General features: G+C 64.7%; 21 protein-coding genes. 13 read left to right on the forward strand and 8 right to left on the reverse strand.

The window, feature by feature from the left end:
• Positions 1-10: 10 nt before the first annotated feature.
• From minD to IF809_RS03405, 3 genes are all read left to right on the forward strand, one after another.
• Complete coding sequence (gene minD, locus IF809_RS03395; RefSeq protein ID WP_462836812.1) at positions 11-826, forward strand: septum site-determining protein MinD; 816 nt, start codon at positions 11-13, stop codon at positions 824-826.
• Positions 823-1104 carry a cell division topological specificity factor MinE gene (minE, locus tag IF809_RS03400; RefSeq protein WP_063683855.1) on the forward strand — a complete coding sequence of 94 codons (282 nt, stop codon included), beginning with the start codon at positions 823-825 and terminating at the stop codon, positions 1102-1104. The genes minD and minE overlap by 4 nt, the downstream gene beginning before the upstream one ends.
• 173 nt (positions 1105-1277) lie before the next feature.
• Complete coding sequence (locus IF809_RS03405) at positions 1278-1463, forward strand: hypothetical protein (protein ID WP_092294762.1); 186 nt, start codon at positions 1278-1280, stop codon at positions 1461-1463.
• An 18-nt stretch (positions 1464-1481) separates the two neighbouring features.
• Here the strand turns inward: IF809_RS03405 and IF809_RS03410 are convergent, their stop codons facing one another.
• Both IF809_RS03410 and IF809_RS03415 read right to left on the reverse strand, forming a co-directional pair.
• Positions 1482-1733, reverse strand: a complete 252-nt coding sequence (locus IF809_RS03410) for a hypothetical protein (RefSeq protein ID WP_462836813.1) — start codon at positions 1731-1733, stop codon at positions 1482-1484.
• 101 nt (positions 1734-1834) lie between these two features.
• On the reverse strand, positions 1835-2227 hold the full coding sequence (locus IF809_RS03415; RefSeq protein ID WP_128965946.1) for a hypothetical protein: 393 nt from the start codon (positions 2225-2227) through the stop codon (positions 1835-1837).
• Positions 2228-2347: 120 nt separating this feature from the next.
• On the opposite strand from IF809_RS03415, the gene IF809_RS03420 reads away from it, so the two are divergent.
• Positions 2348-3133, forward strand: a complete 786-nt coding sequence (locus IF809_RS03420; RefSeq protein ID WP_462836814.1) for an SDR family NAD(P)-dependent oxidoreductase — start codon at positions 2348-2350, stop codon at positions 3131-3133.
• Here the strand turns inward: IF809_RS03420 and IF809_RS03425 are convergent, their stop codons facing one another.
• Together IF809_RS03425 and IF809_RS03430 are read right to left on the reverse strand one after the other, a co-directional pair.
• The gene (locus IF809_RS03425; RefSeq protein ID WP_128965948.1) at positions 3134-3364 is read right to left on the reverse strand and encodes a DUF6894 family protein; all 231 of its coding nucleotides are present in this window, start codon (positions 3362-3364) and stop codon (positions 3134-3136) included. It abuts the gene before it with no gap.
• 383 nt (positions 3365-3747) lie between these two features.
• On the reverse strand, positions 3748-4809 hold the full coding sequence (locus tag IF809_RS03430; protein WP_462836815.1) for a hypothetical protein: 1062 nt from the start codon (positions 4807-4809) through the stop codon (positions 3748-3750).
• Between the two features lie 337 nt (positions 4810-5146).
• On the opposite strand from IF809_RS03430, the gene IF809_RS03435 reads away from it, so the two are divergent.
• Positions 5147-5743, forward strand: coding sequence for a L,D-transpeptidase (locus IF809_RS03435; protein WP_188637405.1), 597 nt, complete (start codon positions 5147-5149; stop codon positions 5741-5743).
• An 82-nt stretch (positions 5744-5825) separates the two neighbouring features.
• On the opposite strand, the gene IF809_RS03440 is transcribed toward IF809_RS03435, so the two are convergent.
• Positions 5826-6260: a COG4315 family predicted lipoprotein gene (locus IF809_RS03440; RefSeq protein ID WP_462836816.1), complete on the reverse strand. Its 435-nt coding sequence runs from the start codon at positions 6258-6260 to the stop codon at positions 5826-5828.
• A 166-nt stretch (positions 6261-6426) separates the two neighbouring features.
• Positions 6427-6891 (reverse strand): MarR family winged helix-turn-helix transcriptional regulator, encoded by a 465-nt coding sequence (locus IF809_RS03445; protein ID WP_462836817.1) that lies wholly within the window; start codon positions 6889-6891, stop codon positions 6427-6429.
• Between the two features lie 100 nt (positions 6892-6991).
• Here IF809_RS03445 and IF809_RS03450 point away from each other — a divergent pair, with 100 nt between their 5' ends.
• The 5 genes from IF809_RS03450 to IF809_RS03470 all read left to right on the forward strand — a co-directional run bounded on the left by IF809_RS03450 (position 6992) and on the right by IF809_RS03470 (position 11267).
• The gene (locus IF809_RS03450) at positions 6992-8914 is read left to right on the forward strand and encodes an FAD-binding monooxygenase (protein ID WP_462836818.1); all 1923 of its coding nucleotides are present in this window, start codon (positions 6992-6994) and stop codon (positions 8912-8914) included.
• 140 nt (positions 8915-9054) lie between these two features.
• A complete protein-coding gene (locus tag IF809_RS03455; RefSeq protein WP_128965953.1) occupies positions 9055-10017 on the forward strand; it encodes an SH3 domain-containing protein in 963 nt (320 codons plus the stop codon).
• A 170-nt stretch (positions 10018-10187) separates the two neighbouring features.
• Positions 10188-10466, forward strand: coding sequence for a hypothetical protein (locus IF809_RS03460; protein ID WP_128965954.1), 279 nt, complete (start codon positions 10188-10190; stop codon positions 10464-10466).
• 221 nt (positions 10467-10687) lie between these two features.
• A complete protein-coding gene (locus IF809_RS03465; protein WP_128965955.1) occupies positions 10688-10867 on the forward strand; it encodes a hypothetical protein in 180 nt (59 codons plus the stop codon).
• A gap of 70 nt (positions 10868-10937) precedes the next feature.
• Entirely contained in the window at positions 10938-11267 is a 330-nt protein-coding gene (locus IF809_RS03470; protein WP_128965956.1) for a hypothetical protein, read from the forward strand.
• A 45-nt stretch (positions 11268-11312) separates the two neighbouring features.
• On the opposite strand, the gene IF809_RS03475 is transcribed toward IF809_RS03470, so the two are convergent.
• Together IF809_RS03475 and IF809_RS03480 are read right to left on the reverse strand one after the other, a co-directional pair.
• A complete protein-coding gene (locus IF809_RS03475) occupies positions 11313-11657 on the reverse strand; it encodes a DMT family transporter (RefSeq protein ID WP_128965957.1) in 345 nt (114 codons plus the stop codon).
• Between the two features lie 186 nt (positions 11658-11843).
• Positions 11844-12509 (reverse strand): O-methyltransferase, encoded by a 666-nt coding sequence (locus IF809_RS03480; RefSeq protein WP_462836819.1) that lies wholly within the window; start codon positions 12507-12509, stop codon positions 11844-11846.
• A gap of 92 nt (positions 12510-12601) precedes the next feature.
• Here IF809_RS03480 and IF809_RS03485 point away from each other — a divergent pair, with 92 nt between their 5' ends.
• From IF809_RS03485 to pdxY, 3 genes are all read left to right on the forward strand, one after another.
• Positions 12602-13246: a TetR family transcriptional regulator gene (locus IF809_RS03485; RefSeq protein ID WP_128965959.1), complete on the forward strand. Its 645-nt coding sequence runs from the start codon at positions 12602-12604 to the stop codon at positions 13244-13246.
• A gap of 89 nt (positions 13247-13335) precedes the next feature.
• The gene (locus IF809_RS03490; protein WP_462836820.1) at positions 13336-13977 is read left to right on the forward strand and encodes an FMN-binding negative transcriptional regulator; all 642 of its coding nucleotides are present in this window, start codon (positions 13336-13338) and stop codon (positions 13975-13977) included.
• A 48-nt stretch (positions 13978-14025) separates the two neighbouring features.
• Positions 14026-14838, forward strand: a complete 813-nt coding sequence (gene pdxY, locus IF809_RS03495) for a pyridoxal kinase (protein ID WP_462836821.1) — start codon at positions 14026-14028, stop codon at positions 14836-14838.
• The last annotated feature ends 2 nt before the right edge of the window (positions 14839-14840 follow it).

Raw genomic sequence — 14840 nt, forward strand, 5'->3', positions numbered from 1 at the left:
GATATTTGAGATGGCCAAGGTACTGGTCGCGACATCAGGCAAGGGCGGGGTCGGCAAGACCACGACGACCGCCGCACTGGGAGCGGCGCTGGCGCAACGCGGCGACAAGGTCGTCGTCGTCGATTTCGACGTCGGCCTGCGCAATCTCGACCTCGTGATGGGCGCCGAACGCCGCGTGGTGTTCGACCTCATCAACGTGGTGCAGGGCGTGGCAAAGCTCCCGCAGGCGCTGATCAAGGACAAGCGTCTGGAGAATTTGTGGCTGCTGCCGGCCTCGCAAACCCGCGACAAGGACGCACTGACGGAAGAGGGCGTCGGCAAGGTCATCGCCGACCTGCGCAGCCGCTTCGACTGGGTGATCTGCGACAGCCCGGCCGGTATCGAGCGCGGCGCCTCGATGGCGATGCGCTTTGCGGACGAGGCCGTGATCGTCACCAATCCGGAAGTCTCCTCGGTGCGCGATTCCGACCGCATCATCGGCATGCTGGATTCCAAGACCGTGCGGGCCGAGAAGGGCGAACGGGTTGAAAAGCACATTCTCATCACCCGCTACGATCCCGCGCGCGCCGCTCGCGGCGAGATGCTGACCATCGACGACATCCTCGAAATCCTCGCAACGCCCTTGCTCGGGATCATCCCGGAGAGCCAGGACGTGCTGAAGGCCTCCAACGTCGGTACGCCGGTGACGCTGTCGAACGCCGAAGGCGCACCCGCCCGGGCCTATATCGACGCCGCTCGGCGGCTGTGCGGCGATACCGTGCCAATGCAGGTGCCGACCGAGCGTAAGGGCTTCATGGATCGTCTGCTGCGACGGAGGGCTGCATGAGCATGGGTCTGCTTCGGCTTCTCCGCGGCAACAAGGCCACTGCACCGGTCGCGCGCGAACGGTTGCAGATCCTGCTGGCCCATGAACGCGGAATGCGCGGTCAACCCGATCTGCTCGGGGTGCTGCGTGAGGAAATTCTCGCGGTCGTCTCCAAGCACGTCACGCTGGACCCGACCAAGGTCATCGTTCGGCTGGAACGGGGCGACGAAGTCTCGACCCTGGAGGTCGACATCGAGGTGCCAAACGACTTCGAGCGCAAGAAGGCGGCGGTCGCGTAGGGGACGCGGCCGACGATTTCAGTTTTGGGGTGGGTGAGAAGGCGGTCCGCTGGGCATGGCGGGCCGCCTTTGCATGTTGCCGTCAACGCCACGGAACGAGGCCCAGGGCTCAATCGTTGTGAGACACCCCGCGCGGGCGATGCCCCGCGGGAGCGTCAAACCGGAGAGCGCCCATGATGTCCGAGGTCCAGGTTCATACCGTCGCCCGGCAGATGCTGGAACAGCATGGTTTCGCTGCAATTGCGAAGGCTGCCGAGCAGGCTCAGCTCTGCGAGGGCCGCGGTGAGGCTGATGAGGCCAAGGAGTGGCGCCACATCGCCGACGCCATGAAGATCATGCGCGGGCCCGCCCATAGCTAAGGTGCGCTGGCAGACAACTTAGCGCTCCTCGTGATCGGTTCCCTGGGTGGGAGCCCGGTGCTGCGTCTGCGGTTGCGCACGCTCGCCGGTCTCCTTGCACGGGAGCTGCTCCCACGAGCCGTCCGGGCCTTGCTGATAGGCGCTGCAGGATGGCGAAGAGGTCGATCTGTCATCGCTCCTCTGGGCGTCGTTGTTCCTCGCCACGACCGGGGCGGTCAGCGCAGCACCGATCGCGAGAGCACCGGCGAAAACGAGATAGGCATTCCGCATGGGGTTCTCCTTTCAAAGAGGCCGCATGCTGGCGATGATTGTGACGATTATTTGCCGCCGCGCGGGTTCCGGCGCGGCAGCCTTAATGTCTGGAAAACCCGCTAGCCGCCCTTGCTGCGGATCAGGCCGGCGAGGCTGGTCTTCTGCTTTTCGCACCAATTGCTCATGCCGAGCCGGCGCTGGTCGAGATCGGTCATCTGGGTCGCGACCGCGACCTCTGCCATGATGTCGTCGGCCTGCTTCTCGCCCATCTTGCCGCCGGTGTGCATCCAGGCAATGGCCTTGCGCACCTGCTCGGTGGTGCCGTCGGGAAGCTGCATCTGCTGCGCCCTCTGCACCAGATCCTGGTAGGCGACGTCTGTACCAGGGCATTCGACCTTGGCGGCAAAGGCCTGCAAGACCATCGTCACATAGGTCGAGCGCGTGTGGTCGTCAGCCGCCTGGGCGGGAGCTGCGATCAGCAACAGGCCTGCCATCAGCAAGGGGTAGCGCATCCTTGGGTCCTCCACGTTTTTTGGGAGGCTAGCGCCCGGCGGGCCGCTCTGCAATGGTTGCCGGGGCGGATTGTCGCGCCTTCGTCGGGCGCACCAAATTGAGCCTAATCCGGAGGGGATATGAGCCTGTTCACCATGCCATTCGATCCCGCGCGCGACAGGGTACTCGTCACCGGCGCCGGCAACGGTATCGGCCGCGCCATCGCGCTGGGTCTGGTCGGTGAGGGCGTGCGGACCTTGTTTGCCGATGTGAGTGCCGAGCGGGTCGCAGCGGCCGTCGCGGCGAGCAAGGCGCCCGAGTTGGCGCGGCCCTGGGTCGGCGATCTCGCCGGGCTGGATGGGTGTGACGCATTGCTTGCCGCCGCCGATGCCGAACTGGGCGAGGTCACGCATTTCGTGCACAGCGCCTCTCCGCCGCGGCGCGAGGCCGATCACGCGCTCGCGGTCGATCGCCGGACCTGGCAGGAGATGCATGCCGTCAATCTCGATGCCGGCTTTCATCTGGCGCGCGAGATCGCAAAACGGCTGATCGCAGCGAAGCGATCAGGCTCGTTCCTGTTTCTCACCTCGCTGCATGCGGGTACGCCGCGCAACCTGCCGCATTATTCGACGGCGAAGGCGGGGCTCGCGATGCTGGTGAAGGAGCTCGCGAAGACTTTCGGTCGTCACGGTATTCGCGTCAACGCGCTGGTGCCGGGCGCGATCGCGGCCGGCGGTTTCGTCGCGGATGCTTCGCTGGCGAAACACATTCCGCTCGGACGTCTCGGCGAGGCCAACGACCTCGTGCCGGTGGCACTCACCGTGCTGTCGAACAAGCTTTCAGGTTACGTCACCGGTGCGGCCTTCGTGGTCGACGGCGGATTGTCGCTGACGAACTGGTTCGAAGCGCCTGACCTGGACGATTAGCTAGCGCTGCCAGGCCGGCACGGGATCCAGCGGCGTGCGATAGACCTCGTTGTGATCGCGGTCGGTGACGCGCACCGCGCAACCCTTCCGCTGCAACTCGGGTTTCACTTGCGACAGCTCGCTGGCCAGTTGGACGGCGCGATCGGAGGCAACCTCGATATCCTCGAGGATGATTCCGCCCTGGTTCTTGAACTCTTCACCAACCACGAGATCGAAGGAGTAGTAAGGCATCCGAATTCCCCCGGTGTGACGACCCAAAGTCTCGAAACAAGCCTTCAATGGAGTTCTTCAAGACATGATGGATCGTACCACTGAGTCGATCTCTATCCGATGAACGGACCGCGCAATCTCTGTGCTTATGGCGCAGAAATGATGTGCAACCGGAATGTGCTTTAAGATTTAATTAAACATATCGGCCTGATGATAAGGCATGGAATTGCAGCAGAACCGGGCTCCGGGAACCGGCAGCTGCAAGAGAAGGCCGGCGGCATAGATCCCGACGGCCTTTTCTCTTTGCGCGCGAGTTGCGCATCACCGTAGTTGCACGGACTCAACTGAACACATCGAGTCGGACAGCCTGCGTTCTCGCTTGATGCGAGTTTCTCGATGAAGCTCTAGTGCACCGGCATCGGCGGACGCACGACAGGTCCGTCATCATCGGCAACAGTTTGCGTTGTCGCAACCGGCGGCGCTGGCGGCGGCGGGACCGCAGTGGCTTGCGAAGGCGGCGGCGGAGGTGCGAGCGGCGGCGGCGAATAAGCCGGCATGTAGGTGTGCGACACCACCGGCTTCGGTTTGCGAACTGGCGGCACCGGTGCCGGAGCGCGCGGCGACAGCGCAGACGCGCGTGCGGGCGAATTGACCGGTGGTCGCGCCTCAGCGACCGGCCTTGGCGCCGGCGGCTTCGCCATCTCGCGGATCATCTGCTCCTGACCGGCCTTCAACTCGGCGATGTTCGCCTTGAGCTGCTCGATCTGCTGCGCCATCGCGGCGATGTCGCGCGTCATGGCTTCCACCGCAGGCGCGGTATCGGTTTGTGTGGCTGTTGGCGACGCCGCGGCCGTGGTGACTGGCTCTGCGGGCGTGCCTGCAGTTTGAGGCGCGGCAGATTGATCGGCGATCTGATCCTGCGCGGCAGGCGGCGTGACCTGCGCGGCTGCGACGGGCGCGGTCTGTGACGTCGAAGGCAGCAGCGAGGCCAGGACCGGTGTCCATTCGGCGACCATCTGCTTGGCCGTGTCGCCGTGCTTCTCCCAGGCAATGGTGGCGGCGGCGCTGCCGCCGGCAAACAGGAAGGTGACGAATGCGCCACGCAGCCACTTGCCGGCGGCCGATCGCTTTGGCCGGCTGCGCTCATCGCTCGCAGTCACGCGCACGGCGGTGTCGACCGATGGCGCGGCTGCTTGCGGCTCTGCGACCGGAGTTAACTTCGGCTCGACCGGATTTAACTTCGGTTCGAAATGAGTTCTCGGCTCCGCTGCGAGTTTTGGCTCCGCTGCGAATTTCGGCTCCGGCCGCGCCGTGAGCTCCGGTGCGAGCGTTGGCGCCTCGCTACCGGCGCGCGAAGCCCTGATCACGTCGGGCGCAATCTGGATGGCGTCGTGCGGGTCGTTGTCCTTGACCGTGTCTTTCACGATCTCATCGACAATTTGCCGGCTGTTCAGCGTCGCGAGCATTGCAGCTCCCCTGAAGCATTGGTCGTTCGCATTGGCGCGAGCCGATCGGTTGAATGGCCCATCCAAGTCTGAGGCGGTTGGCCGATGGCGCACGAGTCCAGCCGGGTTTGACCAAAGCAAGGCGAGGCGATGGAGAGACTGCGACGTCTTCCGCCAGATGTGGTGATGGAACCGGATCGGCCGAACACGGGCACGTGTTCCACGCTGCCTTGTTTTAAGCACGATTTGGGCAGCATCTCGCGGTGCTGGGGGCGCTGCTATCCGCTATCGGGGGCCGGCGGTGCCAAGAGTTTCGATCGCAGTTTTCCTTGCCGCCTTGCTGCCGCTTGGCGGCTGCATGCAGGCGACGTTGTCGCCGTCGACCGACGCGAGCATGACGCCGCGCGATCGGCAATTGCTGGCCCATGCGCCTTACGCCCAGGCGAATGTGCCTGAGCAATATCTCCGTCACGTCGTCGATTATCCGCGCAAGGAGCAGCCGGGCACCATCCTGGTCGATACCGACGCGCGCTATCTCTACTACGTGCTGCCCGATGGCAAGGCGATCCGCTACGGCGTCGCGGTCGGCGAAGAGGCCATGGCCTTCTCGGGCGTTGCGCGCGTCGGCCGCATGGCGGAATGGCCGGATTGGGTGCCGACCGCCGAAATCCAGGCGCGGCTCGGGCCTTATCCGGCGCGCGTGCCCGGCGGCCCCGCCAATCCGCTGGGGGCGCGCGGCATCTATCTCTATGTCGGCAACAAGGACACGCTTTACCGCATCCACGGCACCAACCAGCCGGAATATATTGGCCAGGCGATCTCGTCGGGTTGCATCCGGATGCGTAACGAGGACGTCATCGACCTGTTCGACCGGGTGAAGCTCAACGCCACCGTCGTGGTCCTGCCGCCAGGGCAGAGCGCGCAGGTCGAGGCGGGACCGAGCTGGCGCGGGTGAAGCCCTTCGCGAGCGCAGCCGCTGCAGCCCAGGCCAAGCTCGCGGGTGCGCGCTACGGTGACGGACGCGCGCCGCTCCGGCCTTAATTTTCAGGTCGCGCGATGCGCCATTGCAGAGTTGTGGCGTTGCCATTGGCATCGCCGGGCGCCTTGTCGGCAGGCGATGTGTAGAGCGGCCGATAGCGGTACGCCCACATCTTGCTGCCATCGTTGCGGCTGATCACGGTGAAGTCGCCGACGGCCTTGGCGTCGACGGTCGCGGCCAGGGGAACCCAGCTCTCGGTGCACTTGCCGTTGCAGTTCGAGCTCTTGCCGTTGGTGTCGCGCTCGTAAGTGTAGAGCGTCATGCCTTTGAGATCGACCAGCTTGGGACCCTGCTTGGTCAGGACCACCTTCGCCGGCGCCGTCGTTGCCTCGGGCTTGGGCGGAGGAGGGGCGTCGCCGCCGCCATGGCCGTTGGCAAGCACAGGAACGGTCGAGAGCGCGATGGCCGCGGCCGCGATGGTGAACCTGAACATCCTGATCTCCCGAACCGGCAAAGTTAATGGCGCGTTAAGCGCAGAATGTTGCCGACCCTAACAGCCGAAGGTTAGCTCCAGGTTTCGCGGATCCGCGACAAAATACCGATAGAAATACGGAGGCCAGCTTCTTGATGCGAAGCAGGACCCATATTCCCGAAGCGCTCTAAGCCTCCGCCTGGCGCAGCGGGGCACGGCTAAGCTCATTGCCGGCCGCGGTCGCCTTGCGGAGCAGCCGCATCAATTCCTCGCCCTCCCTGGCATTGAGACCTCGCAGCATGATGCGCTGGGCGGACTCCACCGCCGGCGTGATCCTGCGCAGCGTGCGGCGGCCCTCGTCGGTGATTTCGAGCTCTCTTGCGCGCCGATCGCGCGGACTGGCGCGGCGCTCGATCAGACCTTTCTGCACAAGACGGTCGATCACGCCGGTGATGGTGGTGCGGTCGTAGGCGATCAGGCCTGCGAGGGTCACCTGGTCGAGTCCCGGATTGGCCTTGATGGTCGCAAGCGCTGCGTATTGTACCGGAGTGAGGTCAAAGCCGGCGTCGCCGACCTCGGCCAGGAACACCGCGACCGCGATCTGCTGGAAGCGCCGCGCCAGATGGCCGGGCATGTCGATGTTGTCTTTCACCGAATTCTCCTTCGCGATGCGGACGGTGCCGATCATTGACAAGTATACTGATAGTCAGCATACTGAGCAATAGAACAAGGCGTCAGCGGGGGAGGTGCTCATGCAATTCCATCTCAATGGATTCCAGCCGGGCGATCCCGAGATTGCCGATCCCGCCGAGCGCATGCCGGCGCCCGGTGCTTTGGGCGCTGTCCCCGACGAGGTCGACGCCCTCATTGTGGGCTGTGGCCCCGCCGGTTTGACGCTGGCCGCCCAGCTCGCGCAATTCGGCGACATCAAGACCTGCATTGTCGACCAGAAGCCGGGCCGTCTCCTGGTCGGTCAGGCCGACGGCATCGCCTGCCGCACCATGGAGATGTTCCACGCCTTTGGCTTCAGCGAGCGGGTGCTGAAGGAAGCCTATTGGGTCAACGAGACGACGTTCTGGAAGCCGGACGAGCGGGCGCCGGAGAAGATCGTCCGCAGCGGCAGGGTGCAGGACGTCGAGGACGGCCTGTCGGAATTTCCGCACGTCATCCTCAACCAGGCGCGCGTTCATGACGGCTTTCTCGACCTCATGCGCAAATCACCGGCCAAGCTCGAGCCCTATTACGGAAGGCGCCTGATCGACCTCCAGATCGATGCGGCCGCAGGTCCCGCCGATCACGCCGTGACCGTGCGCCTCGAACGCGTCGATGGCCCTGATGAGGGCAAGGTCGAGACCATCAAGGCGCGCTATGTCGTCGGTTGCGACGGCGCGCGCAGCACGGTGCGCAAGTCGATCGGCCGCGAGCTGCACGGCGATTCCGCCAACCACGCCTGGGGCGTGATGGACGTGCTGACGGTGACCGATTTTCCCGATATTCGCTTCAAGACGCTGATCCAGTCGGCGAAGGACGGCAGCCTTCTCATCATCCCGCGCGAAGGCGGCTACATGGTCCGCATCTATGTCGAGCTGGCCAAGCTCGACGTCGGCGAGCGCGTCGCCAACCGCAACATCACGGCCGACGACGTGATTGCGAAGGCGCAGCGAATCCTGAAGCCTTATACGCTCGAGGTGAAGGAGATCGCCTGGTGGTCCGTCTACGAGATCGGTCAGCGCCTGACAGACAAGTTCGACGACGTGCCGGAATCCGAGATCGCAACGCGGCAGCCGCGCATCTTCATCGCCGGCGATGCCTGCCATACGCACAGTCCCAAGGCCGGGCAGGGCATGAACGTCTCGATGCAGGACGCCTTCAATCTCGGCTGGAAGCTCGCCGCCGTGCTGCGGAAGCAGTCTGCGCCGAGCCTGCTGCATTCCTATTCTGCGGAGCGGCAGGCGGTGGCGAAGGAGCTGATCGACTTCGATCGCGAATGGGCCGGCATCCTGGCCTCCGCGGCCAAGGCCGGCGGCGCCGACGCGGCGAAGACGCAGGACTATTTCGTCAGGCACGGCCGCTACACTGCGGGCACCGCGACGCATTACGCGCCGTCGATCCTGACCGGCGCGGCGTCGCATCAGCATCTCGCGCCAGGTTTCGTCATAGGCAAACGATTCCACTCCGCGCCCGTGATCCGGCTCGGAGATGCCAAGCCGGTGCATCTTGGCCACGCGGGGACGGCCGACGGGCGTTTCCGCATCTACGCGTTTTCGCCTGCCGAGAATCCCGCGTCGTCGAGCTCGGCCATTCGCGCCTTGTGCAATTTCCTCGCCGAAGCCAGGGAATCGCCGATCCTGCGATACACGCCTGGGAGCTCCGACATCGATAGTGTCATCGATCTGCGCGCGGTGTTTCAGCAGGATCATCGTGAGATCGAGCTCGAGAAGATGCCGCCTCTGCTGCTCCCGAGCAAGGGCCGCTACGGCTTGTCCGACTACGAGAAGATGTTTTGCCCGGATCTCAAGAGCGGCCACGACGTTTTCACGATGCGCGGTATCGATCGGAAGGTTGGCTGCATGGTCGTGGTGCGGCCGGATCAATATGTGGCCCAGGTGCTGCCGCTCGAGGATTTTACGGCGCTGACAGCCTATTTCGACGCCTTCATGCTGCGGGTGAAGTGAGCCTTTGCTCCGCCGATGAATGGCGGATGAATATTGAACCACGCGCCGCATCCTGTCTCAATCTTTAGGCTGAAGCGATGATCGTGAGCGGAACGCTTTATTCCGCTCGCGCGTTCCGCCTCCCAAAGGAGGACTTCGCCATGAGACTGAGAACCGCTTTAGTTGCAGCATTGCTGCTCACCCCGACGGCCGCATTGGCCGCGCCGGGTATCGTCACCGTCTCCACCGGTCTGCGCGCCGGGCCGGGACCGGGCTTTCCGCTGGTCGATCGCATTCCCGAGGGCGCTCGCGTCAACATTCATGGTTGCCTGCGCGGCGATGCCTGGTGCGATGTGAGCTTCTCCGATGATCGCGGCTGGGTGTCTTCGCAATACCTCGAATATCTCTATCGCAACCACTATGTCTACCTGCCCGACTATGCCGATGAGATCGACGTGCCGGTCGTTCCTTTCGTACTGAGCTCGTACTGGTCGAGCTATTACGAGGGCCGTCCCTGGTATCGTCGCCACGCCTACTGGAATAGCTACTGGACGTCCCACGAACGCTTCGCGACGCGGATGACGATCGACCCGCACGCTGCCCGGATCGGTCGTGCAGCCACGCGTGACGCGGCGGTCGCGCTCGACCGCGAAGGCATCCACGGCAAGGGCAATGTCACCGGCGCTGCCGCGATCTCCGGCCGAGATGCCACGGTTTCGCGGCGCGATGCGGCCATCGCAAAGCGCGACGCCGCAGCGACAGCCGACCGGACGGGAGCCCGGCCAGGCGAACGCATCGCGCATGAGCGTAGCGCCGTCCAGACGCGCAATCCCCGTGATGCGCAGGCGCGCATGATGCACGAGCCGACCTCGGCCCGGGCCGCGGTACACGCGCAGCCGATGGCACGGGCGCATGAGGCGCCACGCATGTCTGCCGCGCCGGCGGCCCGGCCTGCGATGCCGCATATGGCCCAGCCGAACGTCAGCCGTGGTGCGCCGATGAATGCGCATGCGCAGATGCCGGCACCGCGCGCGGCCGCACCTGCGATGCCGCATCCGGCGGGCGGTGGCGGCGCTCCGCACATCAACGCCGCCCCGCATGGCGGCGGGCCACAGAAGCACTAGCGACGCTGAAAAGCCCGGCCTTCGTGCCGGGCTTTTTGCTGGCAACTGGCTTCGGTTCCGTGCGCGTAAAATTTAAGAAGGTTCTTCGCTGGCAGATTTCATTGATCGTAAGATGTCTACCCAAAGCTGTAAGCATTCCACTCGGGGCAGCGGGGCACGGGAGGATGAAGATGAGACAGAGCCAGGCGGAGTCGCGCCGCCAGAATGTTGCGAAGCGTTCGATGACCAAAGAGGCCAAGCAGCTGGCCAGCCTGATTGCCGGCTTGCGCAAGTCTCTCGAGGGCATCCACAAGGAGCGGACGAGCAAAAAACTCTCCGGCGCCGAGATGGGCCTGCTCGATGAGCGTCGCAACAATTTGTTGCTCACCATTGCCGCTCTCGACGACCGCCTGTCGGCCGTGCAGGGCCTGATTGATCTCGGCCGGCCACATGTGATCCGCGTCCACTGAGCGGATCCCCCGAGCGCTATCGGTTCCGTCGCGGCGGCGATGGGCCGGAGCCCGGCTGGCGGTTTCTGCGCGGTATTCGGATCTCTATCACATTCGGCGGTTCGTCCGGACGCTGCGCGGGTAGGCAGCGAACGGCACCAAATTGCCACGCTCCCGGCGAATTGCCGCCAAAGCCCGCTGCCACGACGAGAGCGGGTGCAGGGCAACGCAGGGGATGCGAATTGGCCTATAAAATGGTCGCAGAACGCGACAATGAGAAGTACAGTTTTGCCCGCGAGAGCCGGTTGCTCATCGTGGCGAAGGCGAAAGTTTGGGCCAGCGAAGGCTGGCGAGTCGTCATCACCGATCAGGACGGCAAGGCCTATGCGCCGCCGGAGTTCGATCAGTTGCTGGCGGCGTGATCGCAAGACGGGCTTGGGGACGATAGTGAGATCGCTTATCCGACGGGGGCACGAAGTTGTCGCGCCTCTGATGATTCTCGGGACCATTGCTGCAGCAGGCGTCGTACTGACGGCGCCGCCTGCCTCCGCGCAAAATCTCGACGCCGGCAAGTCGCCCGAAAAGCTCTTCGCGGATGGCTGCGCGAGTTGCCATCGCAGCCCGCGGGGGCTGGCGAAGGGGCGCTACAGCCTGACGCTGTCCTGGTTTCTCCAGGACCATTATTCGGCCGGTCCCGACACCGCCAAGGCACTCGCCGCGTACCTAGTGTCGGTCGATACGCCGCCACCAAATGCTCCGGCGAAGTCTGGCGCAAAATCCAGATCCAAGCCGCATCCACCCAAGCCGGTACAAGGTCAGTAGCACCGATTTCGGCTAGCCGCGTAGGCGTGGCGAAGCTCGCCGACCTCAATGCGCCGTCGTTTGCGAGAACAGGTTGATGACCACGACGCCTGATACGATCAGGGCGATGCCGACGAAGGCCGCGGCGTCCAGCATCTGGCGGAACAGCACGAAGGAGACGGTGGCGGTCAGGATGATGCCGACGCCGCCCCAGATCGCATAGGCGATGCTCAGCGGGATGACGCGGATCGCGACCGACAGCGCATAGAACGAGGCGACATAGAACAGCACCATCGCCAGCGTCGGCCAGGGCCGGGTGAACTGGGCGGATTGCTGCAGGAAGGCGGACGCCGTCACCTCCAAGACGATGGCGAGGGCAAGCGCGGCATAAGAGGTGAAAGCGGACGGCATGGAGCTCTCGGGCGTGGCGCGCGAAAGAATCGCGCGGTTCGTAGATTCAGCACGCGACATGGCCTTGCCGGCTATCACGCCCGAGTGACGACGCTGCGACAGGGGAGAGCCCTGATCATTCCAGGGGCGAAACGATGAAGCCGCCTCGCGGCGGCTCCGAAGGGTCGCGAGGCGTTCGACCTGGTCCTAATTGATCCGGACGGAAAGCTCGACGTCGTCGGCGAAGGGCGTGGACATGTAACCGGAGCCGGGATCGCGGACGCGCGCCAGGTAGTCGGGGCTGAAGTCCGCATTGTCGGCGACGATGATCGCGCCTGGCTTCAGGCGATCTTCGACCAGATCGAGGATCTCAGGGTAGAGCGCCTTGGCGCCGTCGAGCAGGACGAGATCGATCTGATCGGGCAGGTCGGCGCTCAGTGTTTGCAGCGCATCGCCTTCGCGGATTTCGACGAGATCCATCAGCCCGCCGGCCGCCAGGTTTTCGCGGGCCCGCGCCGCCTTGGCCGGCTCGAACTCGCTGGTGATGAGGCGGCCACCGCCATTGTCGCGCAAGCCTGCGGCGAGGTGCAGGGTCGAGATACCGAACGAGGTGCCGAACTCGACGATCGCCTTCGCGCGCGAGCTGCGCGCTAGCATGTAGAGCAACTGGCCGGTCTCGCGCGAGACCGCGAGCGGCGCGTCCTTCAGGCGTGCGTAGAGGTCGCGGTAATCGGTTTTGCTTCGCATCATCCGCGCGCGGTCAGCGTCGCTCAAATCAGCGACGGCAGCTTGCGTTGCGCCATCTGCTGCTTCGGCCTGGTCGAACAGGCGATCCAGCAGCGGCGCAAGCGAGGTGATTGTGGGGGTGATCATGGGCGACTCCAGAGTTCAAAGCGCGTGCTTGCGCATGAGCTGAAATACGACTAATTCGTCGCATTTCCTATTCGCATTCCGTTGGGCGCCCCATGGCCGATCGTCGAACTCGTTCAGTTTCCTCACGAAAACAGCCGCAGCAGGCCCGCTCCAACGAACTGGTGGCCGCCATTCTGGATGCGGCTGTTCAGGTCCTGGCGAAGGAGGGCGCGCAACGCTTCACCACCGCGCGCGTTGCGGAGCGAGCCGGGGTGAGCGTCGGATCGCTCTACCAATATTTTCCGAACAAGGCGGCGATCCTGTTCCGCCTGCAGAGCGACGAATGGCGCAGCACGAGCGAGCTCCTGCGCGGCATTCTCGCGGATCGCACGAAGCCACCGCCGGCGCGGCTGCGCGCGCTGGTTCACGCTTTCGTTCGCTCCGAATGTGAGGAAGCCGCGATCCGTGGCGCGCTGAGCGACGCGGCGCCGCTCTATCGTGACGCGCCCGAGGCGCAGGAGGCGCGGGCGGCCGGCGAGGGCATCATCGCAGTCTTCATGGGCGAGGCACTGCCGGAGGTCCCGGATGCGACACGCGAGCTTGCCGGCGAGCTGATCAAGACGACGTTGGCATCGGTGGGGAAACGGTTCTCCGAGACGCCGCGCAGCGAGGCGGAGATCATGCGCCACGCCGAGGGGCTGGCCGACATGTTCTGCGCCTATCTCGATGAGCTGGTCCGCCGCGGCGGGCATTCCTGACCTGTGCATTTGCGGCTCGATATCGTTTCGGAATCGGCGGCAGCATAGATTAGCATTGCATTGCCTTCGTCCGGATCGAGTACGGCACCATGCATATCCTTCGCCCCCAGTTTCGCATCGAGGAGCAGCGCGCGCTGGAATTTGCGCGCCGGCGCGGCTTCGGCGTGATCGTCACGGCAGATGCGACAGGCCCGCGCGCTTCGCACGTGCCCTTCGTGCTGTCCGAGCGCGACGGGCATGCGATCGTGCAGATCCATTTCACGGCAAGAAATCCGCTGGTCGAGCTTGCCGACGGCGTCAGGCGGTTCCTGCTGATCGTCGCGGGCGACGATGCCTACATCTCCAACGACTGGTACGCCTCGCCAGACAACGTCTCGACCTGGCTTTACGAAGCCGTGCATCTGTCGGGTGTGGCGCATCTGCGCGGTCACGAGGAGAATCGCGGCCATGGTGATGCGCTGCTTGCCGTCGCCGAGTCGCGGCTGCCGAAAGAGCCGTGGACTCTTGCGCAGATGGAGCCAGGCAAGCGCGAAAGCATGCTGGCTGCGATCCGCGTCGCCGAAATCGTGGTCGACCAGATCGAGGGGCAAGCCAAGCTCAATCAGCACAAGAGCGATGCCGACCATGTCGCGGTTGCAAATCAGCTGGCACGATCGGAGGAGACGGGGCACCGGCGTTTGGCGCGGAAGATGCAGGCGCTGCGGCCGGGGCTCGGCTACGACATCTCGTGATCCGCGCTAGGCTTGCCCCGCGTCACGATTGGTTTTACGGACCTCTGCATGCTCGTCATCTCCATTCAAAGCCAGGTGGTCCACGGCCATGTCGGCAACAGCGCGGCGGTCCACGCCATTCAGGCGGAGGGCGTAAATGTCGCCGCTGTGCCCACCACACTGCTGTCGAACCATCCGCGCTACCCGACCTTGCGCGGGCGGGTGCTCGATGCCGAGCTCGTCGCGGATCTGCTTGCCGGCGTCGAAGAGCGGGATCTTGTCGATGAAGCCGCTGTGCTCGTCACCGGCTATCTCGGCTCGCCCGACAACGCGGTCGTCGTCGCTGATTTCGTCGAGCGCGCGCTGTCGCGCAATTCGAAGCTCATCTATCTCTGCGATCCCGTCATCGGGGATGACGGCCGCATCTATGTCGCCGACGGCATTCTCGACGTGGTGCGGCACCGCCTGTTGCCGGCGGGACACCTGGTCACGCCGAACCAGTTCGAGCTCGAGATGCTCTCCGGCGTCACGATCGCGGACACGGACAGCTTGCGCGGCGCGGCAGCCGCGCTTGCTGGGCACCGCCGGATCGATGTCGTCGCCACCGGCTGCGCGCTGGCCGATACGCCGGCAGGGCAGGTGGAGACGATCCTGTGCGCGGATGGGCAATTGTCACGATTTGCAACGCCGCGGCTGCCGATCCGCCCCTACGGCACCGGCGACCTGCTCACCGCTCTGATTGCGGCGCATCTTGCCAAGGGGGCGGCGATCGAGGCGGCGGTGCGGCTTGCGGTCGAGACGATCTTCGCGGTGCTCGTTCGCACGCAGCAGACCGGATCGGCCGAAATGTGCCTGGTGCCGTTGCCGGCATCGGGCAGGTAAGC

The organism is Bradyrhizobium sp. UFLA06-24, assembly GCF_054967145.1.

What these genes read in the sequence shown, in the direction of transcription:
- IF809_RS03410 (WP_462836813.1), bottom strand. Translation starts at nt 1,733, where the DNA reads ATGCGGAATGCCTATCTCGTTTTCGCCGGTGCTCTCGCGATCGGTGCT.
- IF809_RS03415 (WP_128965946.1), bottom strand. Translation starts at nt 2,227, where the DNA reads ATGCGCTACCCCTTGCTGATGGCAGGCCTGTTGCTGATCGCAGCTCCC.
- IF809_RS03470 (WP_128965956.1), top strand. Translation starts at nt 10,938, where the DNA reads ATGATTCTCGGGACCATTGCTGCAGCAGGCGTCGTACTGACGGCGCCG.
- IF809_RS03485 (WP_128965959.1), top strand. Translation starts at nt 12,602, where the DNA reads ATGGCCGATCGTCGAACTCGTTCAGTTTCCTCACGAAAACAGCCGCAG.
- IF809_RS03425 (WP_128965948.1), bottom strand. Translation starts at nt 3,364, where the DNA reads ATGCCTTACTACTCCTTCGATCTCGTGGTTGGTGAAGAGTTCAAGAAC.
- IF809_RS03480 (WP_462836819.1), bottom strand. Translation starts at nt 12,509, where the DNA reads ATGATCACCCCCACAATCACCTCGCTTGCGCCGCTGCTGGATCGCCTG.
- minD (WP_462836812.1), top strand. Translation starts at nt 11, where the DNA reads ATGGCCAAGGTACTGGTCGCGACATCAGGCAAGGGCGGGGTCGGCAAG.
- IF809_RS03405 (WP_092294762.1), top strand. Translation starts at nt 1,278, where the DNA reads ATGATGTCCGAGGTCCAGGTTCATACCGTCGCCCGGCAGATGCTGGAA.
- IF809_RS03490 (WP_462836820.1), top strand. Translation starts at nt 13,336, where the DNA reads ATGCATATCCTTCGCCCCCAGTTTCGCATCGAGGAGCAGCGCGCGCTG.
- IF809_RS03430 (WP_462836815.1), bottom strand. Translation starts at nt 4,809, where the DNA reads ATGCTCGCGACGCTGAACAGCCGGCAAATTGTCGATGAGATCGTGAAA.
- IF809_RS03450 (WP_462836818.1), top strand. Translation starts at nt 6,992, where the DNA reads ATGCAATTCCATCTCAATGGATTCCAGCCGGGCGATCCCGAGATTGCC.
- IF809_RS03420 (WP_462836814.1), top strand. Translation starts at nt 2,348, where the DNA reads ATGAGCCTGTTCACCATGCCATTCGATCCCGCGCGCGACAGGGTACTC.
- minE (WP_063683855.1), top strand. Translation starts at nt 823, where the DNA reads ATGAGCATGGGTCTGCTTCGGCTTCTCCGCGGCAACAAGGCCACTGCA.
- IF809_RS03460 (WP_128965954.1), top strand. Translation starts at nt 10,188, where the DNA reads ATGAGACAGAGCCAGGCGGAGTCGCGCCGCCAGAATGTTGCGAAGCGT.
- pdxY (WP_462836821.1), top strand. Translation starts at nt 14,026, where the DNA reads ATGCTCGTCATCTCCATTCAAAGCCAGGTGGTCCACGGCCATGTCGGC.
- IF809_RS03435 (WP_188637405.1), top strand. Translation starts at nt 5,147, where the DNA reads ATGCAGGCGACGTTGTCGCCGTCGACCGACGCGAGCATGACGCCGCGC.
- IF809_RS03440 (WP_462836816.1), bottom strand. Translation starts at nt 6,260, where the DNA reads ATGTTCAGGTTCACCATCGCGGCCGCGGCCATCGCGCTCTCGACCGTT.
- IF809_RS03455 (WP_128965953.1), top strand. Translation starts at nt 9,055, where the DNA reads ATGAGACTGAGAACCGCTTTAGTTGCAGCATTGCTGCTCACCCCGACG.
- IF809_RS03475 (WP_128965957.1), bottom strand. Translation starts at nt 11,657, where the DNA reads ATGCCGTCCGCTTTCACCTCTTATGCCGCGCTTGCCCTCGCCATCGTC.